Here is a 16,684-nt window from a genome sequence, read left to right on the forward strand (position 1 = left end):
GGCAGTCGACCGATGCTGCCGCCGCCGATATTTCTGCACAATTACAATATTTGTGATCTATCTTTGCCGAATCGGCAAAGCGAACGAGACCACGCTCATCGACATGGACAACACCGCACTGCGCTATTTTCTGGAAGTCGCCCGCAGCGGCTCGCTGAGCAAGGCGTCCGAAAGGCTTTACGTGGCCATTTCGGCGCTCAGCCGCCAGATCGCCCGGCTCGAAGAGGAACTCGGTACGCCGCTGTTCGAGCGGCGCCCGCGCGGCATGGTGCTGAGCGAGGCGGGGCGCATGCTCGCCGAGCACGCGCGGCGCAGCCTGCTCGAAACGGATCGCGTGGTCGGCGAGATTCGGGGCTTAAGCGAGGGCGGCCGCGCGACCATACGCGTTGCGAGTTCCGAAGGTCTCGCGCCAGATTTTCTGCCGCAGGTTTTCGCGCACTTTCTCAAAACCTGGCCGCAAACGCATTTTCAGCTGGACGTGTCGGCGCCTTCTGTTGCAACGCAGCGTGTGAGAGAGGGCACGGCCGATATCGCGCTGTGCTTCAGCCTCGCCCCGGAGAAAGAAATTGCCGTGCACTATTCGCAGCGCGCACCGATCTTTGCGCTCATGCGGCGCGATCATCCGCTGGCGTCGCGCGAGTCGCTTTCATTGCGTGATTTGATCCCGTGGCCGGTCGCCATGAACAACCAGGGCGTGACGATCCGGCAGCTCGTCGACATTGCATGCAGCCTCGACGGGTTGATCTTCGAGCCGGTGTTCGTCAGCAACTACCATGTCGCACTGCAACGATTCGTACGCCTGACCGATGCCGTGACGTTCACCGGCTTTCTGACCGTGCGCGGCCGCCTGGAGGTGGAGGGGCTTGCCGCTGTGACGCTGACGAACCCGGAGCTGCATCAGCGCACGCTGCAGATCCAGACGATGGCGGGCCGCACGCTGCCGCAGACCATGCAGGCTTTTGTCGACCTGCTCACGCGCGCGATCGACGACGAGGATTTCGCGTGCGGCTGATTGCGCTTAAGACGTGAGCCCGGCGGCAAGCCTTGCCGCGAGCCTGCGCATGCCGGCGAAAACGGCGTCCGCAACGTCTTCGGGAAAGCCGGCGGGAATGTGCGCCGAGACGGCTTCGATCACGTGCGGCGTTTGCGCCGCCACCTGCGCGAGCATCGCTTCGACGTCCGCTGCGGCGAATCCCACTCGCTGGCCTTGCGCGATCCAGTGCCGGGGATAGATCTCCTCGACGCGATAGTGGCGGTTGCGCCCGCACACGGCCATCGCGAGGCTCACGCGTTGCGGCGCAATATGATTGCGGCCCCGGCCGACTACGGGGTGCGCGCTCAGCACGTCATAGAGTGGCGTAGCGGCGTACTCGCTGCCGGGCAGCAGCGCGATGCTGTAGTTCTTCGCGTGGCCGTCCGTTGCCGCGAGCAGCCAGAAAATGATTTGCGTGACGAAGAAGTGGCGGCGGTCGGCCGCGGCCTGCGCGGAGCCGTCCAGCACTTGCATGATCGCGTCGATGCCCGGGCCGCCGTCGGCTTCGTATTTGGCGAGCCCGGAGGTGCCTGTGGCCTGGCACAGATCTTCCTGCGGCAGGCGCACGATCCATTTGCCGTCGCTGGCAAGACGCCGGTCGAAACGCTCCACGACCAACGCCTTCATGTCCTCGAATTGCGCGATTTCGCACGGCGCGACGGGCAAGCCATAGGCCGCGATGATCTGCGTGCATAGCCACTCGTTTTCCACCGAGGTGCGCATGTCGGCGCGCATGTTGCCGACGAGGCCGAGCGGCAGCTTCAGGATGTGCGTGGTCGGCGTGCTGCCTTCGGGCAGCAGCCACTTGCCGCCATGCCACAGCAGCGCGGTCTTTTCCTGCGCTCCGGCGATGGACAGCCGCAGGCTGTCCACGGAATCGTGCTCGCCCGCGTGCGGGGTGGCGGTGGTTTCGCGCAGCAGTTGCGCGATGTCGCCTTCGCTCAGGGCGCGCCCCTTGATGGTCCTCAGGCTCTCGGGCGCAGCGCCTGCGGGGAGAATCTGCAGCGCGCCCACACAATCGCGGCCGAGCGCCGCGAGCAATTCGAACGGCGAGGTGCCGCCTGTCTGGTAGCGCGCGGCGATGCGTCTGCGAATGCGGTCGCTGTCCGGCAGCAGATTGTCGAAATAGTCCGCGACGATCTGGCCGCGGTAGGGCTGGTTGCCGGGCGTAAACGGCAGCGAGAGCGAGAGGGGGCGGCCTTGCTCGTCGTCGAGCCAGTTGTCGAGGTAGACAAGGCGTTCGTTGCCGCGCGCGCTCTCCCAGTAGCCCACGGGCAGGCCGTTCATCCACAGGTCGAGCCGGTTGGGTAGACGTGGGCGTGCGCTCACCAGTTCTCCCTCGGCTTGCGGCGCGTAGCCAACTGGCGCGGCGGGACTTCGGCGGCCGGCTTGGCGCGGGCGCCTGCTCGAGTGCTTTTGCGGGCGGCCGGGGGCTTGGCCCCGCTCGACATCTTCGCTGCGGCCGCGGGCGCTTTTGCCGCGACCGGCGATGCCGTGGTGTCAGGTGCGCCGAGCTTGATTTCGACGTCGACGAGCCGCAGCACCCGAACGAGCCGTTCGACGCTCGCCGCTTCGGGATTCGCCTCGAACGCGGCGTAGCTTTGCTGCGAGATGCCGAGCCGTGCGGCCACGTCTTTCTGGGTGAGGCCGGCTTTCTTGCGGAAGCCGACGAGAATCGGGCGCAGTTGGCTCAGCGTTTTGAGGGGGTAGTCCACGGCAACTCCGGCGGCTAGATGCGGATGCAAACGGAAACAACGGCCGATGCAAACGGAAACGCGCGGCGCAATGGAATACAGTCTATACGCTGTAAAGCAAAAATACAAACCATAGGTTGTAATTCGAAAATACAGTCTATAGATTGTATCCGATGCCGGTCGAGTGTGCCCGCGACTATGGAGCGCCGATCAAGCCGAAATTGCAAATCTGCAACTAACTGTCTGGCGCCGGGTTATCCCGCCCGGCCGCTTCGCGGCCAGAGCGGTCTGCCTTCAGGCTATCGAGCCGGTCTCCAGCATGCTCGGGAGACCGGGAATCCGCTTAACGTTCGGCGCCTTGCATCGGCTCGCCAAGCACGAACGGTCCGCCCTGATACCGCTGCGCGGCGTCGGCGAGCTCGGCGTTCGGCGCGACCGCCGGGAAGCGCTCAGCGTACGGCGCCGAGCTATCGCGCGGCCGGTAGCCGAGGAAACCCGCCTTGCCGTTGTCCCACCAGCTTGCCGGGTTGTCCGACACGCCATACACGATCGCATGACCCACGCGGTTGGTGAACAGCGAGCAGCGCACGAGTTCGATGAAGTCGCGATAGCTCAGGAACGTGACGAGCATGCGTGCGTTCTTCGGTTCTTCGAACGACGAACCAATGCGCAGACAGACCGTTTCCATGCCGAAGCGATCGAAGTAATAGCGCGACAGCGATTCGCCGAAGCATTTCGTCACGCCATACAAGCTGTCCGGCCGGTGTGCGGCATCGGTATCGAGCACGCTCGTGACCGGGTGGAAGCCCGTGACGTGATTGGAACTCGCGTAGACGATGCGCTTGATGCCGTGCTTGCGCGCGGCTTCGTAGAGGTTGTAAGTACCGCGAATGTTGGCTTCGAGCAGATCGTCGAACGGTGCGTCGATGGAGATGCCGCCCAGGTGCACGATCGCATCCACGCCTTCCACGAGTTGCATGACCGCCTCGCGATCCGAGAGGTCGACGCGATGCGCTTCCTCGTGCGGCGCCGCCTCGCCCAAATCCGTGATGTCGCTCACGCGAACGACGTCGGCCCAGTTCGCGAGCGCCCCGCGCAACTGACGGCCCAGATTGCCGCCCGCGCCGGTAAGAAGAAGGCGGCCGAACGGTTTGGCGGAAAGTGAGTGTTGCGACATCGGGGCTCCCTCGGATTTATTTTGATATTGATAGACACATGGAAAACGTTTTCCGAATATAGCCACCGGCAATCGCAGCGTCAATGGAGGAATACCTGCTTCGAATACGGGGTTCACCCCAGGTCCGTTTCTGCGACAATGCTCGCCGTCGATCCTCCCAGGCGTTGCCAACCTATGAAAAGTGGTTCCCCGACGATTCGCGATGTCGCCGCGATGGCCGGCGTCTCGGTCGCGACGGTCTCGAAGTACGTGAACGGCACGCAACGCTTTTCGCCGGCGGTGGAAGCGAAGGTCAAGGACGCCATCGAGCTGCTTGGCTACCGCTCCAATCCGCTTGCGCGCTCGATGATCACGGGGCGCACGCGCACCATCGGCGTTGCCATTCTCGACATCGCGAACCCGCACTTCACGAACGTGGTCAAGGGTGCGAACCGCGTCGCGCTCCAGCACGACTACACGTTGCTTCTCGTGGACGCCGAAGAAAATCTCGCGCGCGAGCGCTCGCTCATCGAAGCGCTTTCGCCGCGCGTGGACGGGCTCATCGTCAGCTCGCGGGCGTCCGAGGAGATCGCCAGGTGGACGATGAATCTGGGCAAGCCGGTGGTCATGCTCAGGACCGTGCGCGGGCTCGACATTCCGACCGTCGGCTTCGACAACCGGCTCGCAACGTCCATGATGGTGCGTCATTTGCTCAATCTCGGGCACCGGCACATTGCCTATCTCGGGTTCGCGGCGGCGACCATCAATGACGAACGTATTGCCGGCGCAAGCGAGGCGCTGGCCGAAGCCGGCCTCACGCTCGACGTGTACGAGACACATGCGCCGAGCGCACTGGCGGGCGAGCAGGCCTGCTCGCGGGTGATGCTGGGCCCGAAGCGCCCGCAGGCGGTGATCTGCTACAACGACCTCATTGCGCTTGGCTTCATGAAGGAGGCGAAGTCGCTCGGCTTTCGCGTGCCGCAGGATGTCTCGGTCGCCGGCATCGACAACGTGCCCTACGCCGAATACGTGGAGCCGCGCCTGACCACGATCGACGGGCAGAGCGAGCGAATGGGCGAACTGGCCATGCAAAAGCTCATCGACGTTCTGGCCGGCCGCGCGGATGTCGAGCAGGTCGTGCTCGAACCCCGCCTGGTGGTGCGCGACTCGACCGCCCCCTGCCGCTGATCCCCTGATCTCCGAAGTACCGGCTCGCTGACCGCTCTTCAACGGACAGCGGCCTCGTCACGCGTGCCCGGTTCACGCGCCTTCGCGCCGCCGCTCCGCGTAACTACCTACTAGCCATTTCGAAAGGAACGCATTAAATTTAAGAAAACGTTTTCCAGAAGTGACACATAAAGAACAAAAGGAGATCGGAGAATGTCGGAGAATACGCGCCGTTTGAAGTGCGCCGTGGTCGGGGTGGCGATTGCAGGTGCTGCGCCTGCCTTTGCGCAAAGCAGTGTCACGCTCTACGGTATTGTCGATACGGGCATCGGCTGGCAGTCGAGTCAAACGACGCTCGGTTCGACCTCGGGCGGCCGATCGGCGGTCAAGATGATCAACGGCGTGTGGGCCGGCAGCCGCTTCGGCCTGAAGGGTGCCGAGGACCTGGGCGGCGGCACGAAAGCTGTTTTCCAGCTCGAACAGGGCTTCAACAGCGCAACCGGCGCGCAATCGACGAGCGGGCTCATGTTCAGCCGGCAAGCCTTCGTGGGCGTGACGAACCCGACCTACGGTTCGCTCACGGCGGGCCGCCAGTACGCCTCGTACTACCAGATGCTTTCGCCGTACAGCCCGACCACGTGGCTCACCGGCTTCTACGGCGCGCATCCGGGCGATCTCGACGGTCTCGACACGATCTATCGCGCCAATAACACGCTGCTGTACACGTCGCCGAAGATTCACGGCTTCACGGTGAGCGGTTCGTACTCGCTCGCAGGCGTGCCCGGCAGCGTGACGCAAGGTTCGACGTGGAGCGCCGCGGCACAGTACGCCATGGGGCCCTTCGGCATGGCGGTCGGCTTTTCGCGCATCAACAATTCGAACGTGAACGGCGGCGCCTTCGGTGCCGATACGACCACGTCCAACGCGGGTGCGCAGGCCGGCATTTCGGCCGTGACCTACGGCTACCAGTCGGCGCGCGCGCAGCAGCGCTTCGCAGTGGGCGCGGGCTATACGTTCAACAGCCAGTTCGACCTCACCGCGACTTACACGAACGTGCAGTACATCCCCGGCGTGGGATCGGGCTTCCACGACACCGCGATCTTCAATACGGGCGGCGTCGTGCTGCACTGGAAGCCGGCCGCGACGTGGGACTTCGCGACGGGCTACAGCTATACGCGCGCCACGCGAGCCAACGGCATCACGAGCAGCGCGCAATACCAGCAGTTCAATCTGTCGGAGTACTACACGCTTTCCAAGCGCACGGGACTTTACGCGTTGCAGGCTTTCCAGCGTGCAAACGGCCAGACCCTCACGCCGGCAGGCAACGGTACGCAAATCATCAACGCGACCGCGACGATCGGCGACGGCTTCCAGACCACGCCGTCTTCGTCACGCAGCATGGTCGCAGTAGGTGCAGGCATCATCCACCGGTTCTGAGACACCCGGTTGGCCAGCTAATCAGCCCAAACACGGCTTGAAAACAACTCTTCCATTCTTGGGGCAAGCGATGAAAAAGACCTTTCGCAACGCACGCAGCGCAAAGACCGCAATGACGGTTCTGGCAGCGGCTCTCGCACTGACCGCAGGCGCCGCGCACGCACGCGTGTTCCGCGTAGCCGATGTTCACAGCGACACCTTCCCGACCAACATGGCGATCAAGCACATGGGCGAAGAGATTTCGCAGGCCACGGGCGGCAAGGACTCCGTCAAGGTATTCGGCAACAGTGCGCTGGGTTCGGAGAACGACACGATCGATCAGGTGCGCATTGGCGCGCTCGACATGGTTCGCGCCAATGGCGCGGCGTTCAACGAGATCGTGCCGGAGTCGATGATTCCGTCGCTGCCGTTCCTCTTTCGCGACATCGACCATTTCCGCAAGGTGATGTACGGCCCCGAAGGCCAGAAGATTCTCGACGCGTTCAAGGCCAAGGGCATGATCGCGCTGACGTTCTACGAGAGCGGCGCGCGCTCGATCTACGCGAAGCGCCCGATCAAGTCGCCGGCCGACATGAAAGGTCTGAAGGTGCGCGTGCAACCGTCCGACCTCATGGTCGACGAAATCAAGGCCATGGGCGGCACGCCCACGCCGATGCCATTCGCCGAAGTCTATACGGGTCTGAAGACGGGCCTCGTGGATGCGGCTGAAAACAATCTGCCGTCGTACGAGGAAACCAAGCACTACGAAGTGGCGCAGGTGTTCTCCGAAACGGATCACGCCATGACGCCGGAGGTGCTCGTGTTCTCGAAGAAGGTGTGGGACACGCTCACGCCGCAGGAACAGGAAGTCATCAAGAAGGCGGCGGCCGATTCGGTGCCGTACTACGTGAAGCTCTGGACGGCGCGCGAAGACACGGCGGGCAAGACGGTGCAAAAGGGCGGCGCGACCATCATTCCGGCCGCGCAGGTCGATCGTGCGGCGTTCGTGAAGGCCATGCAGCCGGTGTGGGCGAAGTATGAAAAGACGCCCGAAATGAAGCAGATCGTGGACGAAATCCAGGCGATTCACTAACGCCCGGGGCTCCGCGCCGCAAGCGGCGCGGAGCCGAAAGAACGCAGTTGTGCAGTCTGTACCGTGCAAGGATGGATCATGACCTTCCTGAAACTCCCCAACGATTTACTGTTTCGCCTGCTGACGATCGTCGCCTCGGTTGCGCTCGCCGGCCTGACGGTTCTCGTCTTTTACGGCGTGATCATGCGCTACGTGTTCGAGAGCGCACCCGATTTCGTGGAGCCGATCGCGTTGCTGCTGGTGGTCACCATCGCCATGTTCGGCGCCGCGCTCAAGGTGCGCGAGCGCGGGCATATCGGTCTCGATTCGCTCGTCAAGAAGCTCTCCCCAAGGGGGCAACTGATCGCAGAGGCGTTCCAGCACCTCTGCCTGATCGCGCTTGGCGTGGCGATTTTCTTCGGCTGCCTGCAAATGGCGGAAACAACCATGGACGACCGCATCGCGATTCTCGGCGTGCCGGAAGCGGTGCGCTACGTCATTCCGGTCGTGGCCGGCACATGCATCGTGCTGTTTTCGCTCGAGCATTTGTTGGCGCTGTTCGTACGTAAGGCAAAGTAGGGCAAATATGGAACTCGCAATTCTTTCGCTCAGCTTCCTGGTGCTCCTCGCCGTTGGGGTGCCGGTTTCTTTCTCCCTCGGTCTCGCCTGCGTCAGCACGTACCTTTACGAAGGTCTGCCGGCCGCGACTGCCATGCAGTCGATGATCTCGGGCATGAACGCGTTTTCGTTTCTCGCCGTGCCGTTCTTCATCTTCTCCGGCGAGTTGATGCTGCACGGCGGTATTGCCGACCGCATCCTGCGCTTCGCCCAGGCCGCAGTGGGCCACTTCCGCGGCGGTCTCGGCATGGCCAATGTCGTTGCGTGCACACTCTTCGGCGGCGTGTCCGGTTCGCCTTCGGCCGATACGTCGGCCATGGGCGGCGTGGTCATTCCGCTCATGAAGCGCGAAGGCTATAGCGCGGCCTATGCGGTGAACGTGACGACGCACTCGTCGCTCGCCGGCGCGCTGATGCCGACCTCGACGAACATGATCATCTACGCGTTCGCGGCGCAAGGCATTACGGGCACGCTGAACGGCCAGCAGATGAGCGGCGTGTCGATTGGCGACCTGCTGTTCTCGGGCCTGCTGCCGGTGTTGTGGGTCATGGGCTTCGTGCTGATCGCCGCCTACTGGCAAGCGCGCCGCTTCGGCTATCCGCTCAGCGCGGACGGCTCGACCAAGGTGCAGGTGTTCCCCGGCTGGCTCGCCGTGGTGCGAGCGTTTCTCGGCGCGCTGCCTGGCTTGCTCGTGATCGCGATCATTCTCTTCTGCGTGGCGCGAGGCATTGCGACCGCGACGGAAGCGGCCGCGATTGCCGTGGTCTATTCGCTCGCGCTCACCGTGGTCGTGTATCGCTCGATGACGAAGGAGAAGCTGTTCTACGCGCTCTCGCGCGCCGCCAAGACCACCGGCGTCGTGCTGCTGCTGATCGCGGTGTCGAACATGCTGCGCTACCAGATGGCGTATCTGGAGATCCCGGAGGCCATCGAGCGCGTGCTCGAACATGCCACGACGCTTCCCTGGCTGATGCTTCTCTACATCAACATCATCCAGGTGTTTCTGGGCACGTTCATCGACATGGCGGCGCACATTCTCATCACGACGCCGCTGTTCCTGCCGCTCGCCATGCATAGCGGCGTGGGCCCGGTGCAGTTCGGCATCATGATCCTGCTGAACTGCGCGCTGGGCCTCGTGCACCCGCCAATCGGCTCGGTGCAGTTCATCGGCTGCGCCATCGGCGACGTGTCGATCGGGGAGACGACCAAGGTCGCGTGGCCATACTATCTCGCGATTTTCAGCGCGATCAATCTGGTCACCTACTTCCCGTTCTTCTCGACGTGGCTGCCCAGCGTGATCAACGGGCATCCGGTTTTCTAAAGCTGCGGGCACAACCAAAACGGAGCGGGCACCTCGAGTACCCGCTTCGCTTTTCTGCTCGCGTGGGCATCACGCAACGCGTATCACCACCTTGCCGAAATGCTTGCCGGCTTCGAGCCACGCGTAAGCTTCAGGCGCTTCATCGAAACCGAACACGCGATCCACTACAGGGCGAATCTGCTGCGCGGCGATGAAACGCGTGAGGTCGTCGAGCATCGTGCGGCTGCCGACCATGAGGCCTTGCAGCCGCTTGAAGCCGCCGATCACCGGAAGCAGCCCGAGTTCCGGGCCCGCGAAACTCGTCACGCCGCCGATGATCGAAACGAGGCCGCCCATCTTCGCGGCCGCCACCGAGCGCGGCAGCGTATCGCGTCCGCCCACTTCCACGACAATATCCGCGCCTTCGCCGCCCGTGAGTTTCAGCACTTCGTCCTGCCATTCGGGGTGCGAACGATAATTGATCGTCTCGTTCGCGCCAAGCGAGCGAGCGCGCTCCAGCTTTTCGTCGCTCGACGAGGTGACGATGGTCCGCAAGCCCGCCGCGTGGGCGAGCTGCAGCGCCCAGATCGACACGCCGCCAGTTCCGAGCAGCGCCACGGTCGCACCGGGCTTCGCCGCGCCATCGACGAAGATTGCGTTCCCCGCCGTGATACCGGCGCACGAGATCGTCGCGGCTTCCTCGTAGCTCAGGTGCGCGGGAATCGAAACGAGCGAGGTTTCGTCAGCGACGAAGCGTTCGGCCAGCACGCCGTCGAATTGCGCGCCGGGTGTCTCGCGCACTTTCCAGGGCGTGGGCGCGCCATCCACCCAATGCGGGAAGTAGGTGTTGATCACGCGGTCACCGGCTTTGAAGCGCGTAACCGCCGCGCCGACTTCGACGACTTCTCCCGCGCCGTCGGCGACCGGCACGAGCGACGCGTCGCCGAGGCCAAGGTAATCGCCGCGCGCGAACATGAGGTCGCGATAGTTGAGCGAAGCCGCGTGAATCTTCACGACCACGTCATGCGGGCCGGGCGCGCGCGGCGTGAAGTCGGTGCGCTCGAGTGCGCCATGGCCGCTGCCGGCCTTGAGTTTCCATGCGTTCATGACTGCTCCAGTACGAGTGGGAGCACCTATGATAGTGTTGCTTGTGTGGCGACATTGGTGAGATTCTGGACCTTCGTTGTTGCCGTCACGGATACAAAAGGAGTCGAGCAATGGACGAGCGCCTGAGCGGCGTGGCCGAATTCGTGGACGTGGTGGACGCGGGCAGCTTCTCTGCCGCGGGCGAGCGCCTGGGTGTAACGCGCTCGGCGGTCGCGAAGATCGTCGCGCGGCTCGAGCAGCGCCTGGGCGTGCGTCTGCTGCAGCGGACCACGCGCAGTCTGAGCCTCACCGACGAAGGCCACGCCTACTACGAGCAATGCCGCCGCGTGCTGGGCGAACTGAGCGCCGTGGAAGCCGCCTTCGATCACGGCCGGCGCGAGCCCTCGGGGCGCTTGCGGATCAGCGCGCCAGTGCTGTTCGGGCGCCAGTGCGTGGCGCCCGTGGTGCGGCGGCTCGTGGAGGACAATCCGGGGCTGAATGTCGAGCTCTCGTTTAGCGACCGCGTGGCCGATCTCGTCGAGGACGGCTTCGATCTGGCCGTGCGTATCGGCACGCTGCCCGATAACGGCACGCTCGTCGCGCGCCGGCTCGGCGTGCAGCGCATGGGCATCTGTGCGTCGCCTGCGTATCTCGCGCGGCACGGCAAGCCCGCGGATGTCGCCGCGCTCGCCACGCATACCGGCATCGCCTATGGCCGCGCGGGGCAGACCCCGGCGTGGCGTGTGCGCGGCCCGGGCGGCGAAGTCGAGGAGTGCCGGCTCGCGTCGCGGCTGTGCTTCGACGACCTGCTGGCGATTGCCGATGCGGCCGCCGCCGGCGCCGGTCTCGCGTGGCTGCCGTGCTGGCTCATGAGCCCGTATTTGAGCGACGGACGGCTCGAACTCGTCATGGACAGCAAGAGCGTGATGGGCGACGAAGTCCACGTCGTGCGGCAGAAGGCGCGGCATATGCCGTCGAAGGTGCGCGTGGCGGTGGATGCGCTGGTCGCGGATATTTCGCGCATGCTCGGCGCTGACCAGGAGCACGCGGATCACGCTCGCCTGGCCGTAAATTGACGAAATTTCATCAAGGTTTCCGTTGAGCGCGACTGGCGCGCCGCTTATGTTTGATCCCAAGAAGACGTTGCCGCCCGAAGCACGGCCAACCGGATCAAGGAGACATCGGTGTCGAACACGGAAACCAGCGCGAATGGAGCCGGTCGTGACGCATACAAGCAGCCGGAAACGGCGTGAAAACGCACGGAGACACGAAATGACGGCTACGGAGCGGGTGATGGCGATCGTCGGGGCGGGCCATGTTGGCGGGCGCGCCGCCCAGACGTTGCGCGAAGCTGGCTGGCGCGGCCGCATTGCGCTGATCGGTTCGGAGCCGCATCTGCCGTACGAGCGGCCGCCGCTTTCCAAAGCACTCCTGACGGGTGAGCGAAGCGCCGCGCAATGCGGCCTGCGCTCGCTTGAGGCCTGGCTCGAGGATAACGTCGAACACATCGTGGCGACCGTGCAGGCCATCGATCCTGTGGCCCGCACACTGCGTTTCGGCGACGGGGCGACGATGGCCTACGAGGCGCTGCTGCTGGCAACGGGCGGTCACGCTAGGCGACTCACGATTCCAGGGGCGAGCCTCGCGGGCGTGCTGAGCCTGCGCACGCTGGACGACGCCGCGGCAATCGGGCCGCGGCTCGCGCTGGGGTCGCGCGTCGTCGTCGTGGGGGGAGGGTTCATCGGGCTCGAAGTCGCAGCCTCGGCTCGCTCGCGCGGCTGCGACGTCACGCTAATTGAAGGTGCTGCGCGGCTGATGGGCCGCGCCGTGCCCGCCGTCATCGCGGCGCGCGCGCATGCGCTGCATGAGCGCAATGGCGTGTGCATTCTCGTGAACTGCGCGCCGCAGGCAATCGAGCGGCTCAGCGACGGCACGCTCGACGTGCTGCTGGAAAACGGCGACACGCTGCGCGCCGATACGGTGATCGTCGGCATTGGCATCGAGCCTGCCGATGGGCTCGCGCGCGCCGCTGGAATTGAAGTCGAGCGCGGGATAGTCGTTGACGAGGAACTCGCCACCTCCGCGCGCGGCGTTTATGCCGCAGGCGACGTGGCTGTGTTTCCAAGCCGCTTCGGTTCGCATCGCATTCGCCAGGAGACCTGGCACAACGCGGAAACCCAAGCGCGCGTAGCGGCGCATAACATGTTGGGTGCTCACGACGCTTATCGCGAGTTGCCCTGGTTCTGGTCCGATCAATACGACCACCAGTTGCAGGTTGCTGGCGAGCCTGCGCTTGGTAAAAGTTCTGTTGTGCGAACAATTGCTGGCGACGCGGAAATCCACTTCGAACTAGGCAGCGATCATCGCCTCGTTGGCGCGAGCGGATTTGGACCCGCCAGTGCGCTTGCGAAGGAAATGAAGCTCGCGCGCATGCTGGTGGAGCGCGGTGCGTCGATTGCGCCGCAGCAGTTGCCCGATGCGCTGGCCAACCCCGAGGTAAAACTCAAGAGCCTGCTTTGACATAAAAAACGGAGACACAATGGCGCAACGACTCCTGGTGTTCCAGTCGCTCTGGTCGATGGAACGCCGCCATACCGATGGCTATGAGCGCACGCTCGAAGAAAACGTCCGCATGATCGCCGAAGCGGGATTCGACGGCGTGAGCGCGCATTGCACGAATCGCGGGGACGTGAAGCGTCTTGCGGAGCTACGCAAGACATACGGGCTGGCGGCGGAAGGCCAGTGCTTCCCCGCGACCGTGGATGACCTGCAGCCGGTCCTTGAACTCGCAACGGAATTCGGCCTGCATCATGTCGACCTGCAACCCGACGTGCGCCCGCGCACGCAGCGCGAGGCGCTCGCGTTGCTGGACGGCTGGCAGCGCCTGGCCGAGCAGGCGAACCTACCCGTCTACATCGAAACGCATCGCGACCGCATGACGACGGACCTGTATTTCACGCTCGATCTGCTCGACGCGCGGCCCGATCTCAAGCTGCTCGGCGACATATCGCACTACCTCGTGGGGCGCGAGTTCGCATGGCCGGTATCGGACGAGAACCACGCGCTCATGCATCGCATTCTCGATGCTTCATGGGCATTTCATGGCCGGGTGGCGAGCCGCGAACAGGTGCAGATCGAGCTATCCTTCGCGCCGCACCGCAAATGGGTGGATCTCTTTCTCGACTGGTGGCGCTATGGCTTTCACTCGTGGCGCAAACGTGCCGGCGCCGACGATACGCTGGCGTTCACCTGCGAGCTGGGGCCGCAGCCTTACGCGATCATCGGTCCGGACGGCAACGATACGACCGACCGTTGGCGCGAATCGCTGCTCATGCGCGACTGGATTCGCGAGTTGTGGCGGGAGGTCGAAAAGGAATCGGCGCGCGAAGGTGCCGCAGCCTGAACCCGAACACTCAATTCCCAACGCCGAGGTACGGATTGCGCCTCACATTCGCCGAGCAGAAAATCCGGAACTCCACCGGCCCCGGAGGCGCGGGCGTTTCGAGCACGCCGCATGCGTTGAGCGCATGCTGCAGCGCTGAGATGACCTGACCGTCCGGGTCCTGGTCGATGGCGATATCCATCGTTCCCTGCTCGATGTACTGGCGGTGCAGGTCGAGCATTTCATGGCCCGCCCACACGATCTCTCCCACTGCGCCCACCTTGCGCAATGCGGCCTCGATTCCCGCCGACGCATAACCGCTGTTGTAGATGCCGACCACACCGCCGCGTTTGAGCGACTTGAGCACCGCGCGATGACATTGGTCCACGTCATCGAGCGTTTCCACTGCCTCCTCGTCGCAAACGAGGTGGGGGAACGATTCAGCCAATTGCTCGCGGCATCCGCTGATCCGCTCGATATGCGCGTGATAGTCCTTGCGCGAGCAGATCAGCAGCACGCGGCCCGGCGCTTTCGCGAGGCGCCCGACGAAATAGCCCGCCGTGCGGCCCGCAAGCCGGTTGTCGATGCCCGCGTAATGCACGCGCTCGACCGCTTCGATATCGGTGACCATCGTCACCACGGGCTCGCCCTGGGCGATCACGGTGCGCAGCGCGTCGCGCACCTCAGCCGTGTCGTGCGTGGTCACGATCAGGCCCGCGCGTTTGTAATTCGGCTTCAGGATGGCGCGGGTAATCACCGTGTCGTCGGCTTCGGGCAGGAACTGCCGGTGCAGCACAATGCGCCGGTCGAGCATTTGCATGGAGCGTTCGAGGCCCTGTATCAGCCGCTGGAAAAACGGCGTGGTGTTTTGCGGCAGCAAAACGTCGATGTGCACGAGCCCGTGATGCGTTTCGGGTAACACGCGCGGCACGCCGAGCTGGCGCGCGGCCGCCACGACACGCGCGCGCATTGCGGCGGACACGCTGCCGCGCTCGTTGAGCACACGGTCGACCGTGGCGGGGCTGACGCCCGCAGCTTCGGCTATCTCCACGAAACGCGCCGTGCGCTTGCGGCGCGGCGAAGCGGTGTTCGTCATGGGGCGTCTCCATCCGTTTTGTTGTCTCGCCGGCATTGGAAAACCCGCGCGCGGCGTAGTCGCATTGCAGCACGAAGCGGCGTTTTGCGCCGCGCTGCCGCTGACGAAAAATCATCAATCTTTTCGTTGCGGCGCGTCAATGGGTCGCCTACCTTTTCTACATCGCGCAGCTCGATGAAGAAATCCAAAGCTTTGCATGGGATCGGAGTAAGCGCTGAAGCGCTAACTCCGAATCGACAGGAGACAACGATGCGAGATGTGCAGCAGTTTTCCCTCAACCGCATGAGCGCGCCGAAGCTCGGCTTTCCCGAGTATGTGGCGCTGTGCCAGCGACTGGGCATCGATGCGATCGAGATCCGCAACGATCTGCCGGGCATTGAAATCACCGATGGCACGCCCGCCGCGCAAATCAGGACGGCGTGCGTTGCGGGCGGACTCACGATTCTTTCGATCAACGCGCTGCAGCGCTTCGAGCAATTCGATGCGACGCGGATGAGCGAAGCTGTCGCGCTCGCGCGCTATGCCGCCGATTGCGGCGCGAAAGCGCTCGTGCTTTGTCCCACCAATTCGCTGCTCGACAAGCGCACGCCGGGCGAGCGCCACGCCGATCTCGTGGCCGCGCTTACGCAGCTCAAGCCCATTCTCGACGACCACGGTCTGCTCGGTCTCGTGGAAACGCTCGGCTTCGAAGAGTGCGCTTTGCGCCGCAAATCCGATGCGGTAAAAGGCATTGATGACGCGGCAGGCGAGCGTCATTTCAAACTCGTGCACGACACCTTCCATCATCACCTCGCGGGCGAAGACATCTTCTATCCCGATCTCACCGGCCTCGTGCATATCTCGGGCGTGGAGACTAGCGAACTGAAAGTGGACGAGATGCGCGACGCCCATCGCGTGCTCGTCGGCCGCGACGACCGTCTCGGCAACGTGCGCCAGCTCGCGGTGCTACGCGCGCGTGGCTACCGCGGTTACGCCTCGTACGAACCGTTCGTCGATGAAATCGTGCAGGCCAGCGACATCGAGCAGCGTCTCGCGGCGAGCATGAGCTATATCCGCGATGCGCTCGAAGCCGCGAGTCTGCGCGAGGCGGCTTAAGGCTCATTCGCGGTTCATCGGCATCAACCCGCAATGTCGAAGTCGTAACCGACCGCGCGCAGCTGCCCCTGCCTCGCGCCGACGTTTGACTCGCCGGTGACACCTCCACCGAAGCCCGAATGACGTCCTTTGATACACTGCTGCAAGAGCGAGGCCGGTGTTCGCGCCGCGCTATCTCATGCAGACAGTCGAGAATCATAATAAGGAAAGTCATGCCAAGGAAGGTTCGGTGGAGTGCCGCCCTGCGGGCTGCGATGGGTCTGGTTGGCTTGCTGGCCGCGCATGCGGTGCTGGCAGATGGTCAGTCATCCTATGATGATTGCATGCTGGCTGGATTGCGGGACGCCCGCAGTGAGGTTGCATCGAACTATATCCAGCGCTCGTGTTATGCGCTGTATCGGAACGGCGAAATGCTGTTGCCGCGTGAGAAGGCCTACCACGAATGCATCTTGCAGAATATGCCGGGCGCGAGAGAACCGTCCGCGATCTCGCGGATTGCCCAGATCTGCTCCCGGCGCGGGCAGATGTAAGGCCGCGGGTTCCGCGGCGACGAGCCATAAAAAAAGCCC

Annotated in this window: 16 protein-coding genes; 11 read left to right on the top strand and 5 right to left on the bottom strand. The window is 63.9% G+C overall.

Annotated elements, in window-relative coordinates; translation table 11 throughout:
• Positions 1–103: 103 nt before the first annotated feature.
• Entirely contained in the window at positions 104–1,012 is a 909-nt protein-coding gene (locus FAZ97_RS27210; protein ID WP_158761702.1) for a LysR family transcriptional regulator, read from the top strand.
• A 6-nt stretch (positions 1,013–1,018) separates the two neighbouring features.
• Here the strand turns inward: FAZ97_RS27210 and FAZ97_RS27215 are convergent, their stop codons facing one another.
• From FAZ97_RS27215 to FAZ97_RS27225, 3 genes are all read right to left on the bottom strand, one after another.
• A complete protein-coding gene (locus tag FAZ97_RS27215; RefSeq protein WP_407671886.1) occupies positions 1,019–2,362 on the bottom strand; it encodes a type II toxin-antitoxin system HipA family toxin in 1,344 nt (447 codons plus the stop codon).
• Entirely contained in the window at positions 2,359–2,748 is a 390-nt protein-coding gene (locus FAZ97_RS27220; protein ID WP_158761704.1) for a helix-turn-helix transcriptional regulator, read from the bottom strand. Before FAZ97_RS27220 ends, FAZ97_RS27215 begins: the two co-directional genes overlap by 4 nt.
• 322 nt (positions 2,749–3,070) lie before the next feature.
• A complete protein-coding gene (locus FAZ97_RS27225) occupies positions 3,071–3,904 on the bottom strand; it encodes an NAD-dependent epimerase/dehydratase family protein (RefSeq protein ID WP_158761706.1) in 834 nt (277 codons plus the stop codon).
• 174 nt (positions 3,905–4,078) lie between these two features.
• On the opposite strand from FAZ97_RS27225, the gene FAZ97_RS27230 reads away from it, so the two are divergent.
• The 5 genes from FAZ97_RS27230 (at position 4,079) to FAZ97_RS27250 (ending at position 9,477) form a co-directional block, all read left to right on the top strand.
• Complete coding sequence (locus FAZ97_RS27230; RefSeq protein WP_158761708.1) at positions 4,079–5,071, top strand: LacI family DNA-binding transcriptional regulator; 993 nt, start codon at positions 4,079–4,081, stop codon at positions 5,069–5,071.
• A 192-nt stretch (positions 5,072–5,263) separates the two neighbouring features.
• The gene (locus tag FAZ97_RS27235; RefSeq protein ID WP_158761710.1) at positions 5,264–6,487 is read left to right on the top strand and encodes a porin; all 1,224 of its coding nucleotides are present in this window, start codon (positions 5,264–5,266) and stop codon (positions 6,485–6,487) included.
• 70 nt (positions 6,488–6,557) lie between these two features.
• Positions 6,558–7,559, top strand: a complete 1,002-nt coding sequence (locus FAZ97_RS27240) for a TRAP transporter substrate-binding protein (RefSeq protein WP_158761712.1) — start codon at positions 6,558–6,560, stop codon at positions 7,557–7,559.
• A gap of 78 nt (positions 7,560–7,637) precedes the next feature.
• On the top strand, positions 7,638–8,117 hold the full coding sequence (locus tag FAZ97_RS27245) for a TRAP transporter small permease (RefSeq protein WP_158761713.1): 480 nt from the start codon (positions 7,638–7,640) through the stop codon (positions 8,115–8,117).
• A gap of 7 nt (positions 8,118–8,124) precedes the next feature.
• Positions 8,125–9,477 (top strand): TRAP transporter large permease, encoded by a 1,353-nt coding sequence (locus tag FAZ97_RS27250; RefSeq protein WP_158761715.1) that lies wholly within the window; start codon positions 8,125–8,127, stop codon positions 9,475–9,477.
• A gap of 69 nt (positions 9,478–9,546) precedes the next feature.
• Here FAZ97_RS27250 and FAZ97_RS27255 read toward each other — a convergent pair whose 3' ends face one another.
• Complete coding sequence (locus FAZ97_RS27255) at positions 9,547–10,563, bottom strand: zinc-dependent alcohol dehydrogenase family protein (RefSeq protein WP_158761717.1); 1,017 nt, start codon at positions 10,561–10,563, stop codon at positions 9,547–9,549.
• 110 nt (positions 10,564–10,673) lie between these two features.
• Between FAZ97_RS27255 and FAZ97_RS27260 the strand changes: the two genes are divergently transcribed.
• From FAZ97_RS27260 to FAZ97_RS27270, 3 genes are all read left to right on the top strand, one after another.
• Positions 10,674–11,618 carry a LysR family transcriptional regulator gene (locus FAZ97_RS27260; RefSeq protein WP_158761719.1) on the top strand — a complete coding sequence of 315 codons (945 nt, stop codon included), beginning with the start codon at positions 10,674–10,676 and terminating at the stop codon, positions 11,616–11,618.
• A 196-nt stretch (positions 11,619–11,814) separates the two neighbouring features.
• On the top strand, positions 11,815–13,062 hold the full coding sequence (locus FAZ97_RS27265) for an NAD(P)/FAD-dependent oxidoreductase (RefSeq protein WP_233271846.1): 1,248 nt from the start codon (positions 11,815–11,817) through the stop codon (positions 13,060–13,062).
• A gap of 19 nt (positions 13,063–13,081) precedes the next feature.
• Positions 13,082–13,945, top strand: coding sequence for a sugar phosphate isomerase/epimerase family protein (locus FAZ97_RS27270; RefSeq protein WP_158761721.1), 864 nt, complete (start codon positions 13,082–13,084; stop codon positions 13,943–13,945).
• A 10-nt stretch (positions 13,946–13,955) separates the two neighbouring features.
• On the opposite strand, the gene FAZ97_RS27275 is transcribed toward FAZ97_RS27270, so the two are convergent.
• The gene (locus FAZ97_RS27275) at positions 13,956–15,020 is read right to left on the bottom strand and encodes a LacI family DNA-binding transcriptional regulator (RefSeq protein ID WP_158761724.1); all 1,065 of its coding nucleotides are present in this window, start codon (positions 15,018–15,020) and stop codon (positions 13,956–13,958) included.
• Between the two features lie 249 nt (positions 15,021–15,269).
• Between FAZ97_RS27275 and FAZ97_RS27280 the strand changes: the two genes are divergently transcribed.
• Positions 15,270–16,115, top strand: a complete 846-nt coding sequence (locus FAZ97_RS27280; protein WP_158761726.1) for a TIM barrel protein — start codon at positions 15,270–15,272, stop codon at positions 16,113–16,115.
• 212 nt (positions 16,116–16,327) lie between these two features.
• The gene (locus FAZ97_RS27285) at positions 16,328–16,645 is read left to right on the top strand and encodes a VF_A0006 family four-cysteine protein (protein WP_158761728.1); all 318 of its coding nucleotides are present in this window, start codon (positions 16,328–16,330) and stop codon (positions 16,643–16,645) included.
• The last annotated feature ends 39 nt before the right edge of the window (positions 16,646–16,684 follow it).

The organism is Paraburkholderia acidiphila, from assembly GCF_009789655.1.
Taxonomy (GTDB): Bacteria; Pseudomonadota; Gammaproteobacteria; order Burkholderiales; family Burkholderiaceae; genus Paraburkholderia; species Paraburkholderia acidiphila.

Coding starts and splice junctions, on each gene's coding strand:
- FAZ97_RS27275 (WP_158761724.1), bottom strand. CDS start 15,020: ATGACGAACACCGCTTCGCCGCGCCGCAAGCGCACGGCGCGTTTCGTG.
- FAZ97_RS27280 (WP_158761726.1), top strand. CDS start 15,270: ATGCGAGATGTGCAGCAGTTTTCCCTCAACCGCATGAGCGCGCCGAAG.
- FAZ97_RS27265 (WP_233271846.1), top strand. CDS start 11,815: ATGACGGCTACGGAGCGGGTGATGGCGATCGTCGGGGCGGGCCATGTT.
- FAZ97_RS27270 (WP_158761721.1), top strand. CDS start 13,082: ATGGCGCAACGACTCCTGGTGTTCCAGTCGCTCTGGTCGATGGAACGC.
- FAZ97_RS27260 (WP_158761719.1), top strand. CDS start 10,674: ATGGACGAGCGCCTGAGCGGCGTGGCCGAATTCGTGGACGTGGTGGAC.
- FAZ97_RS27285 (WP_158761728.1), top strand. CDS start 16,328: ATGCCAAGGAAGGTTCGGTGGAGTGCCGCCCTGCGGGCTGCGATGGGT.
- FAZ97_RS27245 (WP_158761713.1), top strand. CDS start 7,638: ATGACCTTCCTGAAACTCCCCAACGATTTACTGTTTCGCCTGCTGACG.
- FAZ97_RS27210 (WP_158761702.1), top strand. CDS start 104: ATGGACAACACCGCACTGCGCTATTTTCTGGAAGTCGCCCGCAGCGGC.
- FAZ97_RS27230 (WP_158761708.1), top strand. CDS start 4,079: ATGAAAAGTGGTTCCCCGACGATTCGCGATGTCGCCGCGATGGCCGGC.
- FAZ97_RS27240 (WP_158761712.1), top strand. CDS start 6,558: ATGAAAAAGACCTTTCGCAACGCACGCAGCGCAAAGACCGCAATGACG.
- FAZ97_RS27225 (WP_158761706.1), bottom strand. CDS start 3,904: ATGTCGCAACACTCACTTTCCGCCAAACCGTTCGGCCGCCTTCTTCTT.
- FAZ97_RS27250 (WP_158761715.1), top strand. CDS start 8,125: ATGGAACTCGCAATTCTTTCGCTCAGCTTCCTGGTGCTCCTCGCCGTT.
- FAZ97_RS27255 (WP_158761717.1), bottom strand. CDS start 10,563: ATGAACGCATGGAAACTCAAGGCCGGCAGCGGCCATGGCGCACTCGAG.
- FAZ97_RS27235 (WP_158761710.1), top strand. CDS start 5,264: ATGTCGGAGAATACGCGCCGTTTGAAGTGCGCCGTGGTCGGGGTGGCG.